We start from the raw sequence: 26419 nt of genomic DNA, 5'->3' as shown, positions 1-26419 counted from the left end.
CTTTACTCTTTGGTTAAACGAATGAGCTGTAAGACCTCGTCATCCGACATTTCCGTGAATTGAGCTGCTTCTGACGATAAGATTTCGTCCGCAAGCGTTTGTTTGGAAACAAGCATTCGATTAATCCGTTCCTCTACCGTTCCGGTTGTAATCAGCTTATGCACCGTTACATCTGAGGTTTGACCAATTCGAAATGCACGGTCTGTCGCTTGATTTTCAACTGCTGGGTTCCACCAACGGTCGTAATGAATCACATGGGTCGCAGCTGTTAAGTTCAAACCAACGCCCCCAGCTTTTAAGGAAAGCACAAATGCTGAAGTTTGCTCATTGGTCTGAAAATCAGTAATTAAAGTCTGCCTCATGGCTCGTGTGAGGCTCCCATGTAAAAAGGGAACAGGATGATTCATTCGTTTCTCAAGCTCCTGTGTAATTAATGAGCCCATCTCTTTGTATTGAGTGAAGATCAATACCTTCTCTCCACGTTCTTGTATCGTATCAATAATTCGGAGAAACTCATCCCATTTACCAGATTCATGTGCATCCATGTCTCTTGTTTTTAAGAAGTGAGCAGGATGATTACAAATCTGCTTCAGCCTCGTTAAACTTCTTAAGATAAGCGAACGACGTTCCATATTAGAAACCTCATGAAGCTGCTTTGACACTTCCTCCACAACAGCCTGATAATAAGCTGCCTGTTCAAGGGAAAGATGCACGTGATGGAGCTGTTCCTTTTTCTCAGGTAAGTTCAATTGAAGCGTTAGATCATCCTTCTTACGCCTTAAGATAAATGGTCGGATTGTTGCTTGAAGCTGCTCTAGACGTTCGGAATCTTTTTCTTTCTCGATTTTTTTAATGAATTGATTTGAAAACGCATTGTATCGACCGAGAAGTGTCGGGTTTGTTACATCCATCAAAGACCAAAGCTCTCTTAAGCGGTTTTCAATAGGCGTTCCTGTTAAAGCGATGATGTGGTTTGCTTTAAATTGTTTAATCACTCTTCGCTGTTTTGTATCAACATTCTTAATATGTTGTGCTTCATCAAGAACCATCCCATTCCAATGAACCGTTTGAAAGGCTTCAGCATCTCGAACAGCGAGCTGATAGGATGTTAAGACTAGATCCCATTCTTCGAGCTCTTGACTATCTAGATGCTGTGTAATGCGCGTTTGCCCATGATGAATAAACACTTTTAGAGATGGAGCAAACTGCTCGGCTTCGTGAGCCCAATTATATAAAAGAGAAGTCGGACAAATTAACAAAAATGGCTCTGAATGATCTGCCTGAGCCTGTTTTTGAGCCTCTTTCACATATAACATATACACTAAGGTTTGAATTGATTTTCCGAGGCCCATATCATCTGCTAATACGCCTCCAAAACCGGCTCGACGTAAGTGAGTAAGCCAAGATACACCTTTGTGTTGATATTCTCTTAGCTCTCCGGGAAAGGCTTCTGGTAAGGAGATGAGAGGGGGTTCCTCCTGATAGACTCTGGTAAGCCGTTCTTTCATCTCTTCCTGCCATTCAATCTCCCATTCAACGTCAAGATTCAGATCATCTTCCCCAACTGCTTCATCAAGAAGGAGGGTGTCTAAATAGGTCGCTTGCTGATCTAACTTGTCAAGATACGATTCAAGCTTCTTGGCCATGGATGGGTCCCAAGCAACCCAGTGACCATTTTGATAAATGAATGGTCTTTTTTCCTCGACAAATTGAGTAAAGTCCTCTGATGAAAGGACCACATCTCCAATGGCAATCGTATACGTGAAGTCAGCGACATTCTCCCAATTCAACAATGGCTCGCTGTAGATATCTTGTTGTTTAGGTGTGTCAACCGCTAAGTTCACGTTAAATGAATGCTTTTGCTTTAACCAATTTGGAACAATTAAGTGAACACCTAAGTCATGTAGATTTCCATCATATGTTGTACATAAGAGGTAGATTTCATCTGCATCTAACGGGATAGCTGCATTCGCTAAACTCATTTGTTCTAAAAAAGGAACGGATTTAGCAATGGAAGCAGCATCCATTTTGAGATGGCTGATCGGATTCATTCGCCAAGGATGTTCTCCCTTTTCAAGGTCTGCCATTTCAACAATATGAGTTGGGTGTTCACGATCCGTTAGGCATAGTTTAACCTTCCACTCCCCATTTGGATCAAGAGGCTCTTCAATGCGCAGAGCGGTTTGAAAAGGGGTTTGCTTACTTGTCCCTAGCTCCTGCTCAAGCCGACCTTTAGGTTGTGCAACTGGTGTCTGTTTCGTTGCATTCGAAGCAAGTGTCTGAACTAAAGGTCTCCACTTTTCTCCCACGCTTTCTCGCCATTCATTAAATGCAACGTGAACAGCTGACTGATTCATGACTGCTCGAATGGAGGCATCTGCCATGGTGTGTAAAGCTTTGGCTAAATGTTCTTCCTTTAATCGATCAGTATCCGCCTCTTTATTGGTAGGCTGCTCCTCATGAAGAGAAAAGCATACTTGTGGTAAAGTGGCAGCCCATGATTTTAAAGGAATATGATTTTCTTTTAACTTCCATGTCCCATCTGCTGCAGGCAAAAATTGACCTTCCTTAATAAAGGATTTCACAATACCTGCTAATTCAATCCAAACGTTTAAGTCATAACCAAACTCAACAAAGGGAAGATCAGACCACGTTTTAATTAAAGAAAGCTGTGTAACAAATTCATCAGAAGTAAGCTTAATGCCTTCAATAGGAAACGGGTAGTGCTTTGTTTGCTGATCTGCTTGATACACAGTTGCATCCCCGGCAGGAGACTGTACTTGACGGTTTTGCAAAGGCACTTGCAGAACGGCTTGCCCCGTACGTACAAACGTGCCATAAAAGGAGTGGGGGTCGTATTGATACAGTAATAATTTTAATTCAAAAGGTGAATAGAGAAATGGGTATTTAAAGCTATCCACTTGATCAAATCTGGACTTTTTGGTTTGTTCTGCCCATACAAAAAAGTGTTTATCTACCCATCCTCCATGAATGATCATTTTACGCATGTATGACATTCAGCTCCTTGATAAACGCACGGTAGGTTTTATACTCCGCTTTTAGTCGCTCTAAATAGTCGTAGAAAAGAGCTTCTGATTGATCGATCTGATATACCTGTAAAAGCTCAGATACGTAAAAAGCTGCTTTTTCATAGTGTACTCTTGATTTTTTTTCCGCAAGCCGAACGACAAATTGGTGAAACACTGGTTTTAGAAGCTCAGGTGTAAAAGTCTTCATCGTTTCGATCAATGCTTCTTTGTCTTCATGTAAACGCGAAGGATTTCGTTCATGCATTAAAAAATACTCTGCCGCTTTATCAAAACGCTGTTGATCGTGAAGGAGGCGAATATATACTTGAACGGCTTGTGCTTGATGTAGCTGTAACTCTAGTCTGGGAAGAAGATAATCAACAATTTGTTGTTTTTTCTCTTTCTTCTCATGGGCTGTCAGTGCGGCAAACCGTTGAAAACTTGGTGCGAGCAACCACCGATCCCATACATCCGTTAAAAACATGCCGTTTTGATTTAAGTGGGAATGACTTCGATCAGCAAAAGCCTGCAATGACCCATAATTGTTCTGTGTTTTGGTTGGGAAGAGCTGCTTTAACCAGTGCAAAATCGTGTCCCACCGATCACGAGCTTCTAAGCATTTAAAATGAATGGTTATTTGTTGTTCGGACCAATTGGACTTAAAGGAAAGAAGCTGATCAAGTGCTTGCTTTTCTTTGCCTACGAGAAGGGTCACATAGCTTTTTAAGCGGACTGCTGCTGCAGAGCCTTTGCGTAATGAGCTTGACCCAAGGGTTTTATCTAAATCCTCTAAATGACCTGCTGACAAGAAAGGAATGCACTGTTCAATGATTGATGGCCATGGTGCATAATCAGACTGCTGATCCAGTTCCAATCGTAAAACAAGCTGACGCATGAAGGATCGGACGGGCTGAGCGTCCTTAAACTCTGTTAAAGTTTTTTTTATGTCTTCTTCTAGAGATGTATAAAAATGTTCAAATCGTCTCTGAGATTGTTCGGATGTACTATATTGAATCGATCGCTGAAACACTCCTTCAATATAAAGAAGATGTCCCCATATACCAGATTCACTGTGATGGGTATGAAGGGTATGCTTAGCCTCACTAGAAAGTAGCTCCAAATGACTAGCTGTAAAATAACGAGAAGCGGCTAGCTTTTTATAAGTTGAAACAACAGAAGGCTGTAGCTTGCTTGCTACCTCTTCAGTATTTATATGGATAGGGAATTTCATGCGTATCACCTCATCTATCTTAAACCATCTCTCTATTGTAACTTTTTCTGAAAGAGAAATAAAGGTAGGGAGGATTTTTGGGTATATGTAAGGAGGGAGCCCGAAAAAATGCAAGCACCAAAATCTGTGCTTGCGGAGAGGTTTAGAGAAGTTGTTTCACTTGCTCACGTCTGTTAATGAGGCGCTTTAACCTTTGCTTGTGGAGTGTAACCTTTTTTTCATTATCCTCTTGAAGTGATTCAAATAATTCCATTAAAACGTAGTCAATTTCAAGATTCATCATGTTAAAGATTGTACGAGGATCTAAAGCTTTTCCATCATCCCGATACTGGACCATCGAGCCATTTCGGTTCATCATGACCTTCTCACTCCCATCAATTTCAATCATGGATTCAATGTCCCCAGCTTGGTATGAGGTAATGTACATTGGGCCTTTTCCTGCCCGTTTTACGACGCCATTTCCTTTTTCACATTGTAGTAGCTTCTCAAGAGCTGCAGCGAGGATTTCATCATAGATATTCAGTCTCTCCGCAGATAATGTTAAAAATGAAGCATTACGTACAAATGGAAGCTCATGAATATAATCCTCCATTTCGATCATCAAGAAAATGGTTGTGGTATCGTATCTCCAGAAGAGAGAATAGTGCTGACTCATCATGCGCTTAATAAACTGATGAAGAGCCGTTTTCGTTAGCTCAATGTAGACTTCAGTAAACTCCACATCAAAATACGCGTCTCTCATGAGTGTGTACACCCCTTTTACAAGCGTCAAATACAGTTGTTAAGTTTGCTACATCATATGTAAATCAGGCGAAAAAAAGACGCAAAAAACCCAATTATCACAAAAATGGGCAGCTTGGATTTATTCTTGGACGAAGAGATGTTAGAAACAAAAAAAACGGACAATCAGATTGATTGTCCGTTCTCGCATTTACCTAAAACCTAAAGCCATATCGCTTGGAAATCACATCATAAAATCCAAGTGAATTATAAAGTGCTTTTGTTGCTTCATTATTTCTGCCGGTTTCCAGTTCAATTCCTTTGATTTTCTTTTGCTCAGCCCAATAGATGATACGAAGGAGTAATTTTTTCGCAATTCCTCTGTTTCTAAAATTCTTCGTAACAAATAGATCATTTAACCAAATATACTGGCCGCCCTTACCTAGGCTTAATCCAACATTGAGGAAGGCAGCACCAACAACGCCATTCTGTTCGCTGATTGCAATAAACAAGTGTGCTTTTGAACCAGGTTCAAGCGCTCGGTTGATGGTTTCTTCTAACTCAGGTCGTCCATCCTTTGGTCCAATCGATTGCATTTGTTCCATTAAAAGATCAACAATCTGAGTGCGAAGAAGCTGATCTGCTTGATTATCTACTTCCACAATTTCAATCATATGAATCCTCCTAAAGTCCGTTACTCTAGTAAATCTTATCATATTTCATTGATTGAAAACCGCGCTGTTTCGTTTTTTGAAGTTATTTAACTGAAAGATTTAACGCTTCTTCTAAATACTCTGCAATCCCATCTTCTTCGTTTGTTAAGGTAATATGATTTGCTACAGACTTAAGCTCAGGAATGGCATTCCCCATGGCAACACCTTGTCCAGCGAATTCTAGCATTTCTAAGTCGTTATCCTCATCACCAAAAGCAATGATTCGCTCGCTAGGGATTCCGTAATAATCTGAGATTCGTTTTAGACCAACTGCTTTATTAACACCAGCACGAATCACTTCAATAATGTTCCAAGGTGCACCCCACACTCTTTGTTCAATCACCTCTGCATGCGCCTTTTTTAATAAGTCTCTAAGAGGTTCGGCTTGGTCATCCTGAGGGTGAATCAAAACAGAGGTTGGCGCCTCTTGAAGAATATTTAATAGATTGCCATAATCTATTGGGTTTTGACCCGCTGTAAACGCTTCTACAAATAATTCATCTTTATAACGTAAGTAAAAGTCATCGATTACTTCTACCATAATATTACTCACGCGAAAGGCTTCACAGGTCTCAATCACGGTTTTAGCTGTTTTTAAGTCAAGAGGACTGTGATAAGAACCAAAGGATGGGGCATCTGGATGATGAACAAATGCACCATTAAAATTAACCATTGGACTCGATAAACCGAGTTCTCGGTAATAGGAAAGACTAGCTCGTACAGGTCGTCCTGTTGAAATGGCCACAATGTGTCCATCAGCTTTTGCTTTTTCAATGGCTTGCTTTGAACGTGTGGAAATCGTTTTATCATCTGTTAATAGAGTTCCGTCAAGATCAAGTGCGATAAGATGTTTTGATGACATAGGTAAAATCCTTTCTACTACATATTCTGCTGTTGCTACTCTTCATACTGTCACGAAATTGCCCTGCGGATACGTTTTCATTTGTGGTATAGTAAATGGAGAATTATGAAAACGAATATCCCGGTCTAAGGGGGGACGCATTATGGAGTCTTTGTGGACAACGTTTACATTCCGTGCACTTTGGACACCAGAATTAATTGTTGGTATTATCCTTGTTTCTATTCTATATGGTTGGCTCATTAAATATGAACAAAGACATCAACACACTCTTTCAAACACATCACTTCGGCAAAAAATGTATTTTGGTTTAGGGATGCTTGCACTTTATGGGGGGTGGGGGAGTCCATTCTATCTAGCAGGGCATATGGTTATGAGCATCCACATGCTGCAGATGGTACTCGCCTACTTTGTTGCTGTTCCGTTCCTGCTTTTAGGGTTACCTAAGTGGGTCTATACACGGTCGGCTGAATGGTTAAAAAACAAAGGTATACAACCAATCGTTCGCTTTTTTAGTCATCCAATTTTAGCGCTTCTATTATTTAATGGCCTGTTTTCATTCTATCATGTCCCTTTTATGTTTGATAGTCTGATGCAAGCTCCAATTTTACATAGTGTGTACCAGTATGGATTACTGTTTGCTGCGGCATTAATGTGGTGGCATATGCTTGCGCCTTTGCCAAGTGTCTACCAGTTATCAGATTTAAGACGGATTGGCTATATCTTTGCCAATGGAATTTTAATTACGCCTGCTTGTGCACTTATCATTTTTGCTCCTACATCGATGTATGCAACGTATACGGATCCAGTTGTTTGGGCAAATGTCATGTCTTATTGTTTGCCAGCGGGGACCGAGATTCCACTTTCCATGTTTAATGGACCATCTGCACCTTTGGCTTTTCTAGATACGAGAATGGACCAGCAGCTTGCTGGCGTTCTCATGAAGATTATGCAAGAGGTTGTCTATGGAATTACAATTGGTTATGTGTTTAAGCAGTGGTTACGTAAAGAAAAACAACAGGAAGGTTCTATGACTATAAGCGATATTCCTTCGTTGTAAAAGGTAGGAGATAACTCAAATGAAGTATGGATTGCTTGGATTTTTAGTACTTATGTTAACAGGTTGCAGTTGGGTGTATGAAATAGGAGCAAAAGAAACGGATTCTACATTTGATATTAGTGAAGCCGGAATGAAGGTAACAAATCTTGCATTCATTAATCAAGACGGGGAAGCAACTCAGGTCTCTGACTTTGAAGGTGACTACTGGCTTGCAAATATGATTTTTACGAACTGTTCGACCGTTTGTCCGCTTTTATCGCCTAACTTGCGGAATCTACAAGCTGCTGCGATTGAAGAGGGACTTCCAGTAAACGTTATTTCATTTACAGTCGATCCTGAACAGGACAACCCTGAACTCCTTAAGCAGTATGGAACAAATCTTGGCGTTGATTTCGAAACATGGACCTTCGCTACTGGTTACGATGAAGAAGAGATTGTTCAATTTTCATTGGATTCTTTTAAGTCACGTTTAGAGAAAGCAGAGGATGGTTCAGATATTTTGCATACCACCGCATTTTTCTTAGTAGATCCTGAGGGCAACATTATTCGTAAATATGATGGACTAGAAACAGATCAAGAAGAGTATATTGAAGATCTAGCGCAAACCATTGAAACAAAATAAATATTTATACAGCTTTAATGAATATTACTTGCCATTTCTAATGAATAAAGAGCGTAACCCGATTAAAACCAATCGAGTTGCGCTCTTTTTCTATCTAGTGTAGCAATCTTTTTAGACTTTCTTTAAAAATAAAATAAAAATACAGTTGAATTTATTTTTATTCATATTTATAATGAAACACAAGAGAAAATCAGAGAGAGATAGAAACGGAGCGGGAGCTAGATGAGAATAGGAATTGTTGGAGCTACAGGCTATGGCGGGGCAGAGCTTCTCCGCTTATTAAAGAACCATCCAAAAGTGAAAGATATTCATCTATATACATCATCTCAAGACGGCGTACATATTAGTGATTCGTATCCTCATCTAACTGATGTGTACGATTTGACGTTAAAAGCATTTGATCCAGATATAGTGAGCCAAGAAACGGACCTTGTATTTATGGCTACACCTCCAGGAGTGTCAGCAGAGAGTACCGACCAGGTAGCGAAGAACGGAACAAAAGTAATTGATTTATCAGGTGACCTTCGTTTAGAGGATCCAGCTATTTATGAAAGCTGGTATAAGCGCAAGGCAGCACATCAAAAAACCATTGATCTAGCAATCTATGGATTAAATGAATGGGCGAGGGATGAAGTTCAAACAGCATCTATTATTGCAAACCCAGGGTGCTACCCAACAGCTGCATTACTCGGATTAGCCCCACTGGTTCAGCAAGATTTGGTGGTTGGTGAGTCGATTATTATTGATGCAAAAACAGGTACATCTGGAGCGGGAAGGTCAACGTCCGCTATGACACACTTCAGTGAGATGAGTGAGAACTTTAAGATTTACCAGGTGAACAGTCACAAGCATACACCGGAGATTGAGCAACAGCTCAAGCGTTGGAATAAGAAAATCGGAGCGATCACCTTTCAAACACATCTTGTACCGATGGTTCGAGGCATTATGACAACCATGTATGTGCAACTAAAGGAATCATCCAGCCAAGAGAGGCTACATCAGTTATACAGTGAAATGTATAAAGAATCACCGTTTGTCCGAATTCGAAAAGAAAATCACTACCCCGCTACAAGAGAAGTGTACGGAAGCAATTACTGTGATATCGGATTATCTTATGATGAACGAACAGGTCGAGCAACCATTGTATCTGTAATTGATAACATGGTGAAGGGCGCAGCAGGTCAGGCGATACAAAATATGAATGTAATGAACGGTTGGGATGAGACAACGGGGCTGGATGTTGTTCCTGTTTATCCATAAAGGGGAGTAGAAAGATGAGTTTAACCAAACAAACAGATCAAGTAAAACAGATAGAGTCAGGGTCTATTTTAACACCAAAGGGCTTTTTGGCAGCAGGTATTCATGCCGGGTTAAAACGGAAACGCAAAGATCTTGGAGCGATTTTATGTGAAGTGCCAGCGAGTGTTGCGGCTGTCTACACACTAAATCAAATTCAAGCGGCACCGCTTAAAGTGACACAGGAATCGATTGCGGTAGAGAATAAAATTCAGGCATTGGTTGTTAATAGTGGGAATGCAAATGCATGTACGGGGGAACGCGGACTAAAGGATGCATACACCATGCGTCATGCTTCAGCACAACAATTTAACATCCCCGAGCATCTTGTAGCTGTTACCTCAACGGGTGTGATTGGTGAATATTTACCGATTCAAAAGATTACGGACGGGATTAAGCAATTAGAGCCAACATCGATTGAAGGTGCGGCACAAACGTTTAATGAAGCGATTCTAACAACGGATACAACGACAAAACAAACCTGCTTTCAAACAGTGATAGATGGTCAGACCGTTTCCATTGGCGGTGTTGCGAAAGGATCAGGAATGATTCACCCTAACATGGCAACAATGCTTTCATTTGTTACAACAGATGCGGTGATTGAATCAGATGAGCTGCAAAAAGCATTGTCTGGCATTACGAACCAAACATTTAATCGCATTACAGTCGATGGAGATACATCAACAAATGATATGGCGGTTGTAATGGCTTCAGGACTTGCTGGTAATGACCCACTCACACCAGATCATCCGGATTGGGCCTCTTTTTACGAAGCCTTGAAGCTTGCCTGTGAATCACTTTCAAAGCAAATAGCACGTGACGGTGAAGGAGCAACCAAGCTCATTGAAGTACAAGTCAACGGGGCATTAAATGATGAGGAAGCAGGCAAGGTTGCAAAGCAAATTGTCGGCTCGGACCTTGTGAAGTCAGCTGTTTTCGGTAAGGATGCCAACTGGGGAAGAATCATTTGTGCGATTGGCTACAGTGAATGCAAAATTAACCCTGAAACGATTGATATTGCAATTGGAAGCACAATGACTCTCCTGCAAAGTCAGCCACTTGTTTTCTCAGAGGAACAAGCGACAGCTTATATGACAGATGAGGATACTGTGGTCATTAAAGTGGATTTACACGTTGGAGACGGATTTGGAAAAGCATGGGGCTGCGATCTAACCTATGATTATGTTCGAATAAATGCAGGATATCGCACATAAATAAGGAGGTGCATTCGATGTCTGGAATTGTTGTTATAAAGTGTGGTGGAAGTACGTTAGAGCAATTGTCGGATGACTTTTTTCAAAGCATTACAAAGCTTAAACAAGAAGGCAAACATCCTGTTCTTGTTCATGGCGGAGGTCCAGACATTAATCAAATGCTTGAACAGCTTTCAATTAAAAGTGAATTTGTAGATGGTCTTAGAAAAACGACTTCAGTTGTTTTGGACACGGTAGAAATGGTTTTATGTGGACGAGTAAATAAACAGCTTGTGAAGCGAACACAGGAAGGCGAGAGTTTAGCAATCGGATTAGCTGGCTGTGATGCGAACCTGTTAATGGTTAAGCCAGTGGATGTTGAGAAGTTAGGATATGTTGGGGAGCCAATACACGTCAATGCAGAGCTCATTCACTCATTAGTTGATCAACAATTAATCCCAGTCATCGCGCCTATTGGAGTCGACGAAGATGGCACACATTTTAATGTAAATGCAGATACAGCAGCTGGAGCGATAGCAGAGGCACTCGGAGCAAACGAATTGATCTTTGTAACAGATGTAGATGGCATCTTAAAAGACGGTGCAGCGCTTGAAACAGTCACGGAAGAAGAGGTTCATGAATTCATTCAAAGTGGTGTGATATATGGGGGCATGATTCCAAAAGTTCGTGCAGCCTTGCATAGCTTAAAAGGATCCCTCCCATTTGTGCGAATCGTGAACGGAAAGCATGCTGTCTTTTCAGCTAGTAACGGATTATCCGGCACAAAAATCATAAAACAAACGGTACCATCTGTTTCCTAAACAATAGAGAGAAGGGATCATATGAGTTCATTATTTCCAACCTATCAAAGATGGGATGTCCATGTTAAGTCAGGAAAAGGGACCAAATTAATCGATACAAATGATAAAGAATACTTGGATTTTATTGGCGGTATTGCTGTATGTAATCTCGGTCACTGTCATCCAACGATCGTTGATGCCTTAAAAAAACAGGCTGAGCAATTATGGCATGTCTCAAATTTGTTTGAGATTGACGGACAGGAACAAGCAGCTACATTACTTGCGGAAAATAGCAGCGGGGACTATGTGTTTTTCTGTAACAGTGGGACTGAGGCCAATGAAGCCGCCATAAAACTAGCTCGAAAACATACAGGCAAGCAACATATTATTAGCTTAAAGAACTCTTTTCACGGTCGTACATTGGGAAGCATGGCTGCAACCGGTCAGGCGAAAATCCATGAGGGCTATGGCACGATGCTTGAGAGCTTCAGCTATGCTGATTTAAATGATTTGGATTCTGTGAAGAGCTTAATTACGGATGAAACGGCAGCAGTAATGATTGAGGTTGTTCAAGGTGAGGGTGGCGTCAGAGTAATGGACGCAGATTTTGCAGAGAACCTTCAAGCCCTATGTAATGAACATTCACTTCTTCTTATTGTGGACGAAGTGCAAACGGGAATTGGCCGTACAGGGAAAGCATTTGGTTATGAGCATTTTAATCTTTCACCTGATATCATTACCGTTGCAAAAGGACTCGGAAACGGATTTCCAGTTGGTGCTTTGATTGGTAAAGCTCACTTGAAGCCTGCGTTTCATCCAGGGAGCCATGGTTCAACATTCGGAGGAAACCCACTTGCAATGGCTGTTGTGAACGCGGTACTCTTGGAAATTTTTGATGCTTCCTTCTTAGAAGAAATAGTGAAAAAAGGGAAAGCCTTTGAAAGCTATTTAAATGAGGCGCTCGAGGGATCCTCTCATGTAAAAGAAGTTCGTGGATTAGGATTAATTGCAGGAGTCGAGTGTTACGAACCAGTAGCAGAGTATATCGCAAAGGCTAGAGAAAATGGTTTGTTGGTTCTACCAGCTGGACCAAATGTCATTCGCTTATTGCCACCACTCGTTGCAACAGATGAAGAACTAAAGAAAGCCGCATCCATTCTTGCAGAAGTTGTCAAAAATCAATCAACAGCTGTTTAGTGTGGCTATCTTTGAATATTTAAACAAAAAATAGATTAATTATACAGGTGATGAGGAGGGTATCATGAAAGGCTACGTCGTACTTGAAACAGGGGAAACATTTAGCGGCCAATTATTTGAAGCAGAAGAAGGTAAAGATGTCCACGCAGAGATCGTCTTTTTTACAGGCATGACTGGCTATCAGGAAGTATTAAGTGATCCTTCCTTTAAAGGGCAAATGGTCGTGTTTACGTATCCGTTAATCGGAAATTACGGGATTAATCAATCTGACTTTGAAAGTCTCAAACCGCAAGCTAGTGCCTTACTTATCAGTGAACTAAATGAAACAGGTCATCACTATGAGGCCAACCAACCTTTGTCAGATTGTCTTACCCAAGCAAAAATTCCTTATCTAACGGGAGTGGACACACGAGCAATTGTAAAGCGAATCCGAAAAAACGGAGATATGAGGGCTGTTCTTACAACAAATCCTGACACGGTTGATTTCAACGCTTCGCTTCCACTTGGAGAGCAGGATGTTGTATCAACGGTAGCAGTTAAAGAAAAGCAAACATTTGGTGAGGGAGATCGACATGTCGTTCTTGTTGACTTTGGATACAAAAAGTCCATCGTTGACGAACTTGTTGCTAGTGGTAACAAGGTGACGGTTGTTCCCTATCACACATCCTTTGAAGCGATTGACGCATTAAAGCCAGATGGCATTTTACTTTCAAATGGACCAGGTAATCCAAAGCAGCTGCAATCACATATTCCTACAATCCGTAAAATGGCTGAACATTATCCGACGCTTGGCATTTGTTTGGGACATCAGCTTTTAGCATTGGCGTTTGGTGGGAATACAGAAAAACTAAACTTTGGACACAGAGGGGCCAATCAACCAGTGATTGACCAGAAAACGAATAAAGTGTATATGACTTCTCAGAACCATAGCTACGTGGTAAATGAGGCCTCGCTTACACAAACAGAGCTTCAAGCACGATTCTTTAATGTGAATGATGGGTCCATTGAGGGACTTGAACATAAGTCATTACCAGTGTTATCGGTGCAATTCCATCCAGAAGCACATCCTGGACCAAGTGATAGTGCAACGTTATTTAATGTATTTAAAGAGATGATGAGTCAAGGGAGAGAAAGCTTGTATGTATAAGAAAGGCGATCTGCAGTCGGTATTAGTCATAGGTTCTGGCCCCATTGTTATTGGGCAGGCTGCGGAATTTGATTATGCCGGCACACAAGCGTGTATGGCGCTAAGAGAAGAAGGCATTAAAGTGATTTTAGCGAATAACAACCCAGCAACAGTCATGACAGATGACGCGTGTGCTGATGTTGTTTATTTTGAACCACTAACGGTTGAAAGTATTGAAGCAATCATTAAAAAAGAGAAACCAGATGGCTTACTTGCTACACTGGGAGGTCAAACGGGGTTAAACTTGGCACTTGAGCTTCATGATTCAGGTATTCTTGCAGCAAACAATGTTGAGCTTTTAGGAACGCCGATTGATTCGATTAAAAAGGGAGAGGATAGGGATCTGTTCCGCTCACTCATGAATGAGTTAAACGAACCTGTACCTGAAAGTGAGATTGTGACAACAGCTGAAGGAGCTTTAGCTTTTGCGGATAAGGTTGGTTATCCGATTATTGTTAGACCAGCTTACACATTAGGTGGAGCTGGTGGAGGCATTGCAAAGGACACGCACGCGCTTGCTCAAATTGTCGAGGGTGGTCTTGATCTAAGCCCAATCAATCAGTGCTTAATTGAAAAAAGTATTGCTGGGTTTAAGGAAATTGAATATGAAGTGATGCGTGATTCAAACGACACATGTATTACTGTTTGTAATATGGAGAATATTGATCCTGTTGGAGTTCATACAGGAGACTCGATTGTTGTTGCCCCTTCACAGACGCTAACGGATGTTGAGTATCAAATGCTCCGTACTGTATCGGTTAAAATCATTCGCGCTCTAGGAATTGTTGGAGGGTGTAACATTCAATTCGCGCTTGATCCGAATAGTAAGCAGTACTATTTAATTGAAGTGAACCCGCGGGTAAGTCGTTCCTCTGCACTTGCTTCAAAGGCAACAGGTTATCCCATTGCCAGAATGGCTGCCAAATTAAGCATTGGTTATATGCTTCATGAACTTAAGAACCCGGTAACCGGTCATACGTATGCGAGCTTCGAGCCAGCACTTGATTATGTAGTCGTTAAATTTCCGCGTTGGCCATTTGATAAGTTCACGCAAGCCGATCGGTTGTTAGGTACACAAATGAAGGCGACAGGCGAAGTCATGGCAATTGAGCGTCACTTAGAAGCGGCATTACAAAAAGCCATTCGTTCTCTTGAGTTAAAAACGTCTGGACTTTCGCTAAATGCCTTAGCGAACTGGACCACTGAACAGCATTGGCAAGTTGTAAAGGAAGCCGACGACCGGAGATTTTTCTCGATGCTTGAGCTCCTTAGACAAGGGGTTACGGTTGAGGAGATGGCTAGTGCTACAGGCATTAACACATACTTCCTTCAAGCCTATGCCCGCTTAGTGAAAGCAGAAAAAGAAATCAAAAAAACGTCGCTTATGAGCGTTTTGAAGGAAGAGCTTTTACATTATAAAAAACTAGGGTTTACGGACCCTCATTTAGCAGATAGCTGGAATGTTGAAGAGTCAGAAGTGAGAGAGCTACGTAAAACCCATGATTTACAGCCTTCTTATAAGATGGTAGATACATGTGCAGGTGAATTTGCTGCATCAACTGCTTATTATTATTCAAGCTGGGACGGAGAGAATGAAGCTATTCCTTCCTCAAACAAAAAAATCTTAATTCTAGGATCAGGTCCCATTCGGATTGGGCAAGGAATTGAGTTTGACTATTGTTCCGTTCACGGTGCGTATAGCCTGCGTAAGTTAGGGTACGAAACGATCATTATGAACAACAATCCTGAAACCGTGAGTACGGATTATGTAACAGCGGATCGTCTGTATTTTGAACCGCTAACGGTTGAAGATGTGCTTGCAGTTGTCGAGCATGAAAACGTTGAAGGTGTGATCATTCAACTTGGCGGTCAAACGGCTATTTCGCTTTTAGAAGGTCTAGAAGCTGCAGGCGTGCATGTTTATGGAACAAGTTTTGATACGATTGATATGCTTGAAGACCGGGGCCGTTTCTACAGCTTTATGAATGACGTACATGTCCCGCATATTCCGGGACAAACAGCTGACTCAAAAGAAGATGCTCTCGCACGTGCCAAAAAGCTTGGCTATCCTTTATTGATACGTCCTTCTTATGTCATTGGTGGTCAGGGAATGCTTATCTGTACAACAGAAGAAGAGCTTACAGCTTATTTAAATAAAGAGGAAACGGTTCTGTATCCTTTATTGTTAGACGCATATTATCCTGGAAAAGAGCTTGAGGTCGATGTTCTAACAGATGGAACGGACGTTTACATTGCTGGAATCTTTGAACATGTTGAGAAAGCAGGTGTACATTCAGGAGATAGTATGGCTGTGACACCACCATTCTCGTTGTCTGCTGAAGTGAAAGAAACGATTCTGGCTTATACAAAACAAATTGCAAATGGAATGAACTTTAAAGGAATCTTTAATGTTCAGTTTGTCTTATACCAGGGTCAACTGTACGTGATTGAAATTAATCCGCGTGCGTCAAGAACAGTGCCGATCTTCAGTAAGGTCACTGGCGTTCAGCTCATTGATGGAACGGTTCAATTGCTTCTTGGATCGAGTATAAACGATCTAGGTCTAACACCTGGATTTGCACCTGAACAATCTTTCTTTACAGTAAAAGCTCCTGTTTTCTCTTACTTAAAGCTATCTGGACTCGACCCACTTCTTGAAGCAGAGATGAAATCAACAGGTGAATTAATTAGTATTAGCACATCACTACCTGAGGCTTACAAAAAAGCATTTGCTTGGGCTCAAGGGCAAAAGCCAGCCTTGTATCAGTCTAAAGGTTTAGTATATGTTGATATTCATTCGGATTATGAAGAGCAGTTCGAAACATACCAACAGCTTTTAGAAGATCATGGTTTCACTATTGTACGGAATGAGTTTGATCAGTGGCTGAATCAAAAAGAGGCCATTGCTCTAATCAGTCTTCCGAAACTTGGTTTTAAGGAAGGAAAAGAACAGCGGATAGCTGCACTTGGAAAACGACTAACTGTCATTACAGAATTAAATACGCTGGATGTCATGCTTCAAGGACGCACAGCTACATCAAATACGCTATTCTCGCTCCAGGAATGGATGCAAAACGATCAAATTCCCGTTTTATAAGTGGGAAGAAGGAGAAAACATGTCACAGACTACTGAAGTACCAGCTCACACATTAACAGGCCGTGATTTTCTAACATTGTTTGATTACACTCCAGATGAAATCAAACAGTTGCTTCAATCAGCAAAATCCTATAAAGAGAACCCCGAATCAAAAAAAGGGGTTCTTGCGGACAAATCACTTGGTATGATTTTTGAGAATGCATCCACTCGCACGCGTGTTTCCTTTGAGGTTGGTTTAACACAAATGGGAGGTCACGCTTTGTTTTTAAGTCCGCGTGACTTGCAAATTGGCCGCGGCGAACCAGTAAGAGATACGGCTCAGGTATTATCACGTTATTTGGATGCGATAATGATTCGCACAAATTCACATGAGTTGGTTGAAGAATTTGCACATTATGCTACGGTTCCAGTGATCAATGCGTTAACGGATGCGTATCACCCGTGCCAGGCTGTGGCAGATCTTCTTACCATTCTTGAACAAAAACAAACGCTTGCTGGACTTAAGCTTGCTTACTTTGGAGACGGAAACAATGTCGCTCACTCTCTATTAGTGACTGGAGCGAAGATGGGTATGCATGTTGTCGTCGCTACTCCAGATGAACATAAGGCAGATCAAGACATTGTTGCAAAGGTACGTGAAATCGCCAAACAGACGGGCGCAATCATTGAAGAAACAAACGACCCGGTTGCTGCAGCAAAAGATGCAGATGTCATTTATACAGATGTATGGGCCAGCATGGGCTTTGAAGCAGAGCAAACAACAAGGGAGCAATCTCTTGCCAAGTATCAAGTGAATGAAGCGCTTCTTACGTCAGCTAAAGAGGATTATATGTTCTTACACTGTCTTCCTGCTCACCGTGGAGAAGAAGTGACATCCGACGTGATTGATGGGAGACATTCATTTGTCTATGATCAAGCAGAAAATCGCCTACATGCGCAGCAAGCCATTTTAGCTGCCTTAATTGGTTAAACCTTCTGCATGCGTATCGAATTCAAACGGGCATACTAGTTCCAGGAGGGGATTCATTTGGGACAAAGTCGTCAATTTATTTCGGGGCAAAAAGCACCCAATAATGGGATTTACGTTGAAATTGGTGAAACAGGTAGTACCGTTAATGCACCACAATCTGTTAGGTTAAAAGCAGGCGACTCATTCCCTGAATTAACAAACCAAGATCGTAAATGGACGTACAAACGAAAACCATAACCTCTTATAGAAACCCTCGAAAAAGGATTACCCTTTTACGAGGGTTTTTTAGGGGACGAATTCTAATTAAGAGGATTTATGCATAATGGATAGATAAGAGAAAAAGGAGAAGAGCTGTCCTTATTTCCAAGATAGGTGGTCCATAATGGGTCACGAATGCATACGCTAACCAGAGCAATAAGTGTCATGATTAGGAGAATGCACGATGGTTGACGTACGATACTTTAAGTGGAAGGGTAAGTGGAATGTTAGGTTTCTTCCGGAAAAACCAAACGGCTTTGCTGTTTTTTTGTTAAGTGGTCAGGATGGAACCGTGGAGGAAGCTAGTTGTATATGGGAAAACCATCCTGAGAAAAGGAATTTTATGGATTATTTACTTGCTAGAGGATACACCATCTTGACGACGGAGCTAGATCCGAAGCAGTGGGGGAACGATGCAGCATGTACGTATTGTGAACAGCTTGTACAACATCTGCTTAAAACAGAAATATTAAACAAACACATTCACCTTTTAGCCGAGGGAACAGGGGCAATTACTGCTCTTAAATTAGTTTCACGAGGACGAACGGCTATCCGGTCCATGTTATTTTTTAATCCTTGTATTTATTTAGAAGCTTATTATGAATTTGAATATCAGAACAAGCTGTATTATAAAAAATTAAAGCACGAATTATCTCAAGCCTATGGTGTAAAGTCAGAACGAATTAATCATCAATGGGTTCGACATATATCCAATCCACCTCTTACGAAAGTCTGGCCGCCCCTGATGTTAATTCATCAAGTGAATGAAAGACGTTACCCGCTGCCAAATCATTCAAGAAGACTCGAGGGTGAGCTGTTAAAGCATAAGCATTCTGTACAGTTAAAGCTTTTTAGCTCAACAAGACGTTTTGATGCGATTAGTGAGCCGACTGTTCATTTTTTTCAGAAACATGAACAAATGTTATGACCCTCTTTGTTCAACAGAGAGGGTCAAAGCTATTGAAAGGAGAATGTATGTGCGAAGGGCTGTTGTACTTGGAGGCTTAGGATTTATTGGATTCCACCTATGTCAGGAGCTTCTAGAGAATGGGGTGGAAGTGGTTTGTATTGAAAAGCAAGATCCACACGCATACCCGGAGCTGGATGAAAAGCTGATGTATGTGGGACGAAATGCATCCTTTGAATGGATGCTAGGTGATTTGGATGATAAAGATGAGCGCATGTATGCAAAACTAAAAGAGGCCGATACCGTCTTTCATATGGCCTCACCTGTTTCACTTGAAAGTAAATGGCAACTAAAAAACCAAACTGTTCAGCAGGCAACAAAGTGGATTCAAACCATTTGTCAATCAATGAAAAAGGATGCCATGCTCATTTTTCCATCAACCGTTGAAGTATATGGAGATGTTCCAGGACTTATTACAGAAGAGACGCCACCACAACCGACTTCACCATATGGTCTGATTAAATATGAACTCGAACAAAGTATTGCAAAAGAAGCGGTTGCCCATCAGCTTAGATATGCGATTCTCCGATTACCAACGGTGTATGGACCGTGGCAACGCGCTGACATGACCTTTGCTCAATTACTGAATAACGAGGAAGAAATCTATCAAGATCGATCTACGTTGGATGCCCTTTTTGTGACAGATGCCGTAAAGGGATTTGTTCAGGTAGCAGGCCAAGGAGATCAATCAAGCATGTATCACTTAACCTCTGGAAAACGTGATCAATGGTTTATTGGAGCAAAACAACTCGGAGCAGGGGAGGAGCTTCTCAAAGCGTCTCAAACAAAATCCTCACTCTCGCCGAAAAAAGCCGAAGAACACTTGCAGTTTAGGCCGGATATCTCAATAGAAGAAGGAATACGACAACAGGAAGAACATGTTCAAAAACGAAATAGAATGAGATAGTTTATTGTTTTTGAAGGATCTCGATTCGGTTTTGGAAAGGATCGTACACATAAAAACGTTTGTAGCCTGGATAACGTGTATCAAACTCTATCTTGACGCCAAATGTTTCTAAATGGCGGACAATGGCTTCAAGATCATCTGTGTAAAATGCGGGATGAGCTTTATCAGCTGGAACAAACGGCGTTTCAATGCCAATGTGTAAAGAAACATCTCCTTGCTCAAACCAACATCCGCCGTTTTTCTTCATTTCAGCAGGCTTCTCAACTTCAGTAAACCCAAGTACCTTTGTATAAAACGTTCGTGCCTCGTCTTCAGCTCCAATGGGTGCAGCTAGTTGTACATGGTGAATATGTTTAAAAAAAGTCGACATATCTATTCCTCCTTTTTCTTACATTGTACATGATGAGAGTTGCGACATAAGTAGAATCCTGTCGATAAACGAAAAAACCTAAAGCGTCCCGGTTGCTCCAGGTGCTTTAGGTTTTTTAACCTTATTCTTCTGTTTTAAAGAATGAATTTTCATGGAAGGAAAGCTCAGGGTATTTCTCCTGCGCTGTACGCATCTGAAATTCATTTTCAAATAATGCAACGATTCTAGAATCACGATCCGTCACTAAGTTTTTCTGTGCTTTCTTAAACTTCTCAAATGCTTCAGCCGGTCCTACGACCCAACGAGCAAAGGTAAACGGTAGACGGTCCAGTTGAATATCAACATGGTATTCGCTTTTTAGTCGTTGCTCCAACACTTCAAACTGAAGCACACCAACTACACCAACTATTTGCTGTTCTGCAAAGCGATTGTACGTTTTGAACAGTTGGATAGCTCCTTCTTCAGTTAGTTGGTGAATCCCTTTTTCAAAAGATTTATGCTTCAACGCCTCTTTAACAGAGATCGCACTGAAGTGTTCAGGAGAGAAGTGTGGCATCTCCGCAAATTCAAAGGAATCTCCTTCAACAAGTGTATCTCCAATGCGTAAGTTACCTGGGTCAAATAACCCAAGAATATCCCCTGCATAGGCTTCTTCGACAATACTTCTTGATTGAGCAAGTAATTGTGTAGGTTGAGCAAGCTTCATGTTTTTTCCAATCCGAACATGCTTAACGGTCATACCTCGTTCAAACTTCCCAGAAGTAATACGTAAGAACGCAATCCGGTCACGGTGAGCAGGGTTCATATTTGCTTGAATCTTAAAAATGAATCCAGAGAATTTCTCATGCTCAAGTGGATCAATCATTCCTTTTGAGCTCTCACGTGGAACAGGGCTTGGTGCGAGTGTCAGCATATGCTCAAGATACGTTTGTACACCAAAGCTTGATACAGCACTTCCAAAGAACATCGGTGTTAGCTCGCCTTTAGCAATGAGCTCGGCATCATATTCATCACCTGCAACATCTAAAAGCTCAATTTCTTCACGGAATTGGGCGACTAGCTGTTCATCGTTGATGGCTTCATCCAACTTAGGATCATTTGGTCCTGTTAATTGAATGACATCAATGTCTTTTGGATTTTTAGGGTTATATAACTCTAATTTCTTTTGATGACGGTCGTACACTCCTGAAAAGGATTGCCCCATCCCGATTGGCCAGCCCATTGGATAGGAACGAATGCCAAGTAAGTCTTCAAGCTCTTCCATTAATTCAAAAGGATCACGTCCTTGACGATCCAGCTTGTTCATAAATGTAAAGATTGGAATGCCACGCATCCGACACACTTTAAAAAGCTTCTTCGTTTGTGCCTCTACTCCTTTGGCAGCATCAATTAACATTGTTGCTGAATCGGCAGCGGTCAGCGTCCGGTATGTGTCTTCACTAAAGTCCTGGTGACCAGGTGTATCTAATATATTGACGTTATATCCATCGTACTCAAATTCAAGTACCGAACTCGTTACTGAGATTCCACGTTGTTTCTCAATTTCCATCCAGTCACTCACCGCATGTTTGCTGTTTTTACGACCTTTTACGGTACCAGCTTCCCTAATGGCTCCACCAAATAACAACAGTTTCTCTGTTAACGTGGTTTTCCCGGCATCGGGGTGAGAGATGATAGCAAACGTACGTCTTGTTTTCACTGATTCTTTATAATTCATGATCCGTCCTCATTTCTATCAGTTGAGCCTAATTCATTCCTATGCACACTGCCCTCTATTATAGCAATAATTGAGATTGAATTCATCTGAAGTTTAAGATTCCTCATTTTAGTGAAAATCATCTATAGGCTCTCTCGTAAAGAAGGGGAGAGAATCTAATGATTGGAGCGATGAGAAATGCATGACTTTATTATTACATTCGAATTTGAGAATTCAAGTTCAAAGCAAATTATGATTTCAAAGGAGTCCTACCAACAACTAGAGGATGAAATCACTCAAGCTAAAGGAAACTGGTGGACAATTAAAGGAGAGCTTGTGAATCTATCTAAAGTGATGAGTGTTAAAATTGTGGATCTGACCGAGCAACGCGGGTTGAGTTAAGGAAGGTTAATTTAGTTCTAGTTTATTATGGATTACAAAAGACTAATGATTCTAATCGAGTCATTAGTCTTAAAGCTGTAAACTAGCGAATGGAGAACCGTAGACTCCAACGGATACAGTGCGTGGTGAAGACTATGAAGCGGTGAACTTCCGCGTAGGAGGCTGAGGCCGCACCCACGGAAAGCGAAGCTCCCACTGGAGCGGATATATTCGTTGTATCAACCTTAAAACTTGCGATTCACCAACCTACATAGTATCTTTGTATAGAAAATAATGAACGAGGTGGAGAGCATGGCGAATCCAGAGCTTAATATGAAATTGATGCAGGTGGCAATGAAGCATCTTCCTGAAGGACAAGCGTTTTTCCAAGAAAAAGGAATTGAACTTGGCTTTGAAGACTTACAGCCGATGATGGAACTTTTTCTAAAAGTGATGACAGAAGCCTATGAGTTAGGAAAAGAAGAGGCAAGCATCAAAGAATAAATATATAAGACTCGAACGGTAAACGTTTTGAGTCTTTTTCTATAGAAAGGATTGAGTTTAATGGATAAAGAAACGAAGTTAAAAGCGCTTGGCGAGGAAATGAAAAAGGGGATTGAATTAATAAGAGATAAGAAAGATAAGGAAGGCCTAGAAAAGCTTCAACCATTTGCAGAAATCATGCGCGCAGGGGATGCTAAGCAAATGCGTGTTTTTGTGAATATCGGCCTAGCCCAGCTCAGACTTCACGACATTGAAGGATTTCTACAAACGTATGAAGATGTTCAAGGTATTACACCTACTAATGACAAAGAAGCTCATCTAAAAAAAGAAATGGACGAATGGTTTCGTTTATTAATGGAACGTATGGCTGGTGACGAATAAAAAAAGAGGAATCGTATCCTCGGATATCGATTCACTCTTTAGGATCGTCTGTTTTAGAATCAACGGACCAATCTTTTAATTTTTTTGAAAGGAATGTTTTAGCCGCCGTTGCAACGGGAGCAAATTGTTCCAGTACAGGACCCAACGCTTGCACGAGTTCAATTACTTGTTCAATCTGATTGGCGTCTTGTTTGGTTTCTTTCTCTTTCTTTTCCTCTTTAGGTGGTTCTGGTCTACGACCAAACATCATGCTTGAAAAAAAATCACCTTGATTCTCGCGTTTATTGTCTTGTTCACTCACAAAAAATCAACTCCTCTCTTTACTGTATGTTTAAAAGAGCCTGATGTGTAGGGGTATTCGCCCCTTTCCACTGAATCTGAGCGTAGGTTCAGTCTAGACAGAAAGCAAAGTTTACAGTAAAATTAGTATCAGGTACTAAGAATTTGTCGAAACAGCGAGTGAGCGCTCGTTGTGAGAGGAGAAAGAGACATGACGAATGCGGGAATTTTGGGCATGGGTAGCTATGTTCCTGAAAAAGTATTTACAAATGCAGATTTTGAGAAAGTTTTAGATACATCGGATGAGTGGATTCGTACAAGAACGGGAATAGAGGAACGTCGATTTGCTGGTGATGATGTGAAAACATCTGATATGGCGTATGAATCAGCTGTTAAAGCATTAGATCAAGCGAACGTGAAGCCAGAAGACATTGATTTAATCCTTGTAGCAACCGTAACACCGGATATGGCGTTCCCGACGGTATCCACTCTTGTACAAAAGAGACTAGGTGCAGTGAATGCTTCTGCTATGGATATCAGCGCGGCTTGTGCTGGATTTATCTATGGTATTGTTACGGCGCAACAGTTTATAGAGAATGGTGCCTACAAACATGTTTTAGTCATTGGCGTAGAGAAGCTTTCTACGATTACAGATATGTCAGACCGGAACACCGCTGTTTTGTTTGGTGATGGATCTGGTGCTGCTGTTGTTGGACCCGTGTCAGAAGGAAAAGGAATTTTATCCTATGATCTAGGCTCTGATGGCGGTGGTGCGATGCATATTAACAAACAAGGTGAATTCATGGAAATGAACGGTCGTGAAGTCTTTAAGTTCGCTGTTCGTCAAATGGGTGAATCTTCTTTAAAGGTAATAGATAAAGCAGGTTTAACAAAGGAAGACGTGGATTATCTTATTCCACACCAAGCGAACATCCGAATTATGGAATCAGCACGTGAGAAATTAGATTTACCAGTTGATAAAATGTCTGTCACTGTTAAAAAATATGGAAACACATCATCAGCTTCCATTCCGATGGCGTTAGTAGATGAATTAAATGAAGGCAAAATCAAAGACGGAGATGTCGTTGTTTTAGTTGGTTTTGGTGCTGGTTTAGTATGGGGCGCGGTGGCGCTTCGTTGGGGTAGATAAGAGCTTACGTAAAGGAGTAGATAATATGGAAAAGAAACGAGTAGTTGTAACAGGAATGGGAGCCGTGACCCCGCTTGGGCTTGATGTAGAGTCGACGTGGAACGGAATTAAAGAAGGTGTTTCAGGAGTAGGTCCCCTAACACGCGTGGATGCAGATGCCTTTCCAATGAAAGTTGCTGCTGAGATTACAGACTTTGATCCAGCTTCATTTATGGACAAGAAAGAATCAAGAAAAATGGATCGCTTTACTCAATATGCGGTAGCCGCCTCATTAATGGCACTTAAAGATTCAGGCTTTGAGATTACTGAGACGAATGCACCTCGTATAGGGGTTTGGATTGGTTCAGGAATTGGTGGAATGGAAACCTACGAGCAGCAGTTCCATAACTTTATTGAAAAAGGACAACGTCGTGTTAGTCCATTCTTTGTGCCGATGTTGATCCCTGATATGGCCTCTGGACAGGTCTCTATCATCACTGGTGCAAAAGGGGTTAACTCTTGTTCCGTTACAGCCTGTGCAAGTGGGACAAACTCCATTGGAGATGCATTTAAAGTAATTCAGCGTGGAGATGCTGATGCCATGATTACAGGTGGTGCCGAAGCGCCAATTACAAACATGTCGATTGCTGGATTCTGTTCAGCGAAAGCCGTTACGCATAATGAGGACCCGGCTACAGCTTCTAGACCATTTGATGCAAACCGTGATGGATTTGTTATGGGAGAAGGATCAGGAATTCTTATCCTAGAAAGCTTAGAATCTGCTCAAGCACGTGGTGCTCACATTTATGCTGAAATTGTTGGGTATGGTGCTTCAGGAGATGCTCATCATATTACAGCTCCTGCTCCTGGTGGAGAAGGTGGGGCACGTGCGATTCAAATGGCGTTAGATGATGCAGGTCTTAAGCCGGAAGAGATTCAATATGTGAATGCGCACGGAACGAGTACACCAATGAACGAGAAATTTGAAACGATGGCCATTAAGTCTGTCTTTAAAGAGCATGCTTACAACATGGCGGTGAGCTCTACTAAATCAATGACTGGTCATTTACTTGGAGCAGCTGGTGCTGTAGAAGCGATCTTCTCTATTAAGGCGATAATGGAACAGGTACTACCGCCAACAATTAATTATGAGACACCCGATCCGGATTGTGACTTGGACTATGTTCCAAATAAAGCACGAAACGCAGAGGTTGATGCTGTATTAAGTAATTCACTTGGTTTTGGTGGACATAATGCGACATTAATCTTTAAGAAGTATGTTTAAGAGAATAAGCGGTAAGAAAAGGGTGTCCAAGGTGGCACTCTTTTTTTAACTTATTTCCGAACTCTTGTTCTGTTGTAAAAAATATATAAAATATCGAAAAATGGGTTTTCTTTAGAGAACATATCAAGTAAGATGAGGTGTACAAATCATTATCGTTTGTAACGCAAATGAAATATTTGAGGTAAATACAGGTAATTGAATTCTAGATTTTTTAAGCTTAACATGTGATGAAAGAGATCTATTTCTCTTTTTCCGAACAGCGATATTCTGGAGTTTAAACAGTTGGAGG

At 41.2% G+C, this 26419-nt stretch carries 25 protein-coding genes; 17 read left to right on the top strand and 8 right to left on the bottom strand.

The genetic code is table 11. The features are described 5' to 3' along the window. Positions 1-2: 2 nt before the first annotated feature. The 5 genes from ACQKKO_RS07400 to ACQKKO_RS07380 all read right to left on the bottom strand — a co-directional run bounded on the left by ACQKKO_RS07400 (position 3) and on the right by ACQKKO_RS07380 (position 6555). The gene (locus ACQKKO_RS07400) at positions 3-3008 is read right to left on the bottom strand and encodes a DEAD/DEAH box helicase (RefSeq protein WP_498645768.1); all 3006 of its coding nucleotides are present in this window, start codon (positions 3006-3008) and stop codon (positions 3-5) included. Beyond that, entirely contained in the window at positions 3001-4260 is a 1260-nt protein-coding gene (locus tag ACQKKO_RS07395) for a hypothetical protein (RefSeq protein WP_498645766.1), read from the bottom strand. Before ACQKKO_RS07395 ends, ACQKKO_RS07400 begins: the two co-directional genes overlap by 8 nt. Positions 4261-4402: 142 nt before the next feature. Further along, the gene (locus ACQKKO_RS07390) at positions 4403-5002 is read right to left on the bottom strand and encodes a YkzI domain-containing protein (RefSeq protein WP_498645765.1); all 600 of its coding nucleotides are present in this window, start codon (positions 5000-5002) and stop codon (positions 4403-4405) included. A gap of 193 nt (positions 5003-5195) precedes the next feature. Beyond that, a complete protein-coding gene (locus ACQKKO_RS07385; protein ID WP_498645763.1) occupies positions 5196-5654 on the bottom strand; it encodes a GNAT family N-acetyltransferase in 459 nt (152 codons plus the stop codon). 82 nt (positions 5655-5736) lie between these two features. Then, on the bottom strand, positions 5737-6555 hold the full coding sequence (locus ACQKKO_RS07380; protein WP_498645761.1) for a Cof-type HAD-IIB family hydrolase: 819 nt from the start codon (positions 6553-6555) through the stop codon (positions 5737-5739). A gap of 142 nt (positions 6556-6697) precedes the next feature. Between ACQKKO_RS07380 and ctaG the strand changes: the two genes are divergently transcribed. The 12 genes from ctaG (at position 6698) to ACQKKO_RS07320 (ending at position 20105) form a co-directional block, all read left to right on the top strand. Beyond that, complete coding sequence (gene ctaG, locus ACQKKO_RS07375; protein WP_498645759.1) at positions 6698-7612, top strand: cytochrome c oxidase assembly factor CtaG; 915 nt, start codon at positions 6698-6700, stop codon at positions 7610-7612. A gap of 19 nt (positions 7613-7631) precedes the next feature. Then, positions 7632-8234, top strand: coding sequence for an SCO family protein (locus tag ACQKKO_RS07370; RefSeq protein WP_498645758.1), 603 nt, complete (start codon positions 7632-7634; stop codon positions 8232-8234). A gap of 222 nt (positions 8235-8456) precedes the next feature. Continuing rightward, a complete protein-coding gene (gene argC, locus ACQKKO_RS07365; RefSeq protein ID WP_498645757.1) occupies positions 8457-9494 on the top strand; it encodes an N-acetyl-gamma-glutamyl-phosphate reductase in 1038 nt (345 codons plus the stop codon). 14 nt (positions 9495-9508) lie between these two features. Beyond that, entirely contained in the window at positions 9509-10744 is a 1236-nt protein-coding gene (argJ, locus tag ACQKKO_RS07360; protein WP_498645756.1) for a bifunctional glutamate N-acetyltransferase/amino-acid acetyltransferase ArgJ, read from the top strand. A 17-nt stretch (positions 10745-10761) separates the two neighbouring features. Further along, positions 10762-11544: an acetylglutamate kinase gene (gene argB, locus ACQKKO_RS07355; protein WP_498645754.1), complete on the top strand. Its 783-nt coding sequence runs from the start codon at positions 10762-10764 to the stop codon at positions 11542-11544. 21 nt (positions 11545-11565) lie between these two features. Continuing rightward, complete coding sequence (gene argD / locus ACQKKO_RS07350) at positions 11566-12720, top strand: acetylornithine transaminase (protein ID WP_498645753.1); 1155 nt, start codon at positions 11566-11568, stop codon at positions 12718-12720. Positions 12721-12784: 64 nt separating this feature from the next. Beyond that, a complete protein-coding gene (locus tag ACQKKO_RS07345) occupies positions 12785-13867 on the top strand; it encodes a carbamoyl phosphate synthase small subunit (RefSeq protein ID WP_498645752.1) in 1083 nt (360 codons plus the stop codon). Continuing rightward, positions 13860-17003 (top strand): carbamoyl-phosphate synthase (glutamine-hydrolyzing) large subunit, encoded by a 3144-nt coding sequence (carB, locus tag ACQKKO_RS07340; protein WP_498645751.1) that lies wholly within the window; start codon positions 13860-13862, stop codon positions 17001-17003. The genes ACQKKO_RS07345 and carB overlap by 8 nt, the downstream gene beginning before the upstream one ends. Before the next feature lie 19 nt (positions 17004-17022). Next, the gene (gene argF, locus ACQKKO_RS07335) at positions 17023-17973 is read left to right on the top strand and encodes an ornithine carbamoyltransferase (RefSeq protein WP_498645750.1); all 951 of its coding nucleotides are present in this window, start codon (positions 17023-17025) and stop codon (positions 17971-17973) included. A gap of 57 nt (positions 17974-18030) precedes the next feature. Next, positions 18031-18210: a YjzC family protein gene (locus ACQKKO_RS07330; protein ID WP_498645748.1), complete on the top strand. Its 180-nt coding sequence runs from the start codon at positions 18031-18033 to the stop codon at positions 18208-18210. A gap of 205 nt (positions 18211-18415) precedes the next feature. Beyond that, positions 18416-19159, top strand: coding sequence for a hypothetical protein (locus ACQKKO_RS07325; RefSeq protein ID WP_498645746.1), 744 nt, complete (start codon positions 18416-18418; stop codon positions 19157-19159). A gap of 49 nt (positions 19160-19208) precedes the next feature. After that, positions 19209-20105 carry an NAD-dependent epimerase/dehydratase family protein gene (locus ACQKKO_RS07320; RefSeq protein ID WP_498645744.1) on the top strand — a complete coding sequence of 299 codons (897 nt, stop codon included), beginning with the start codon at positions 19209-19211 and terminating at the stop codon, positions 20103-20105. A 1-nt stretch (position 20106) separates the two neighbouring features. Here the strand turns inward: ACQKKO_RS07320 and ACQKKO_RS07315 are convergent, their stop codons facing one another. Next, positions 20107-20475, bottom strand: a complete 369-nt coding sequence (locus ACQKKO_RS07315) for a VOC family protein (RefSeq protein WP_498645742.1) — start codon at positions 20473-20475, stop codon at positions 20107-20109. Positions 20476-20596: 121 nt separating this feature from the next. Continuing rightward, complete coding sequence (locus ACQKKO_RS07310) at positions 20597-22192, bottom strand: peptide chain release factor 3 (RefSeq protein ID WP_498645740.1); 1596 nt, start codon at positions 22190-22192, stop codon at positions 20597-20599. A 177-nt stretch (positions 22193-22369) separates the two neighbouring features. On the opposite strand from ACQKKO_RS07310, the gene ACQKKO_RS07305 reads away from it, so the two are divergent. The 3 genes from ACQKKO_RS07305 to ACQKKO_RS07295 all read left to right on the top strand — a co-directional run bounded on the left by ACQKKO_RS07305 (position 22370) and on the right by ACQKKO_RS07295 (position 23437). Beyond that, entirely contained in the window at positions 22370-22573 is a 204-nt protein-coding gene (locus ACQKKO_RS07305; protein WP_498645738.1) for a hypothetical protein, read from the top strand. Between the two features lie 291 nt (positions 22574-22864). Continuing rightward, positions 22865-23056 carry a ComZ family protein gene (locus ACQKKO_RS07300; protein WP_498645736.1) on the top strand — a complete coding sequence of 64 codons (192 nt, stop codon included), beginning with the start codon at positions 22865-22867 and terminating at the stop codon, positions 23054-23056. Positions 23057-23116: 60 nt separating this feature from the next. Continuing rightward, a complete protein-coding gene (locus tag ACQKKO_RS07295; RefSeq protein ID WP_498645734.1) occupies positions 23117-23437 on the top strand; it encodes a hypothetical protein in 321 nt (106 codons plus the stop codon). 31 nt (positions 23438-23468) lie between these two features. Here the strand turns inward: ACQKKO_RS07295 and ACQKKO_RS07290 are convergent, their stop codons facing one another. After that, on the bottom strand, positions 23469-23738 hold the full coding sequence (locus ACQKKO_RS07290) for a hypothetical protein (protein ID WP_498645733.1): 270 nt from the start codon (positions 23736-23738) through the stop codon (positions 23469-23471). 189 nt (positions 23739-23927) lie between these two features. Here ACQKKO_RS07290 and ACQKKO_RS07285 point away from each other — a divergent pair, with 189 nt between their 5' ends. After that, the gene (locus ACQKKO_RS07285) at positions 23928-24866 is read left to right on the top strand and encodes a beta-ketoacyl-ACP synthase III (RefSeq protein ID WP_498645731.1); all 939 of its coding nucleotides are present in this window, start codon (positions 23928-23930) and stop codon (positions 24864-24866) included. Positions 24867-24891: 25 nt separating this feature from the next. Further along, positions 24892-26130: a beta-ketoacyl-ACP synthase II gene (gene fabF, locus ACQKKO_RS07280; RefSeq protein ID WP_498645729.1), complete on the top strand. Its 1239-nt coding sequence runs from the start codon at positions 24892-24894 to the stop codon at positions 26128-26130. Positions 26131-26419: the final 289 nt, after the last annotated feature.

Source organism: Alkalihalobacillus sp. NPDC127517 (assembly GCF_050276055.1).
Classification (GTDB): Bacteria; Bacillota; Bacilli; order Bacillales; family Bacillaceae_D; genus Alkalicoccobacillus.
The sequence above is the reverse complement of the archived record's forward strand: the minus strand, read 5'-3'. Positions and strand labels throughout refer to the sequence as shown.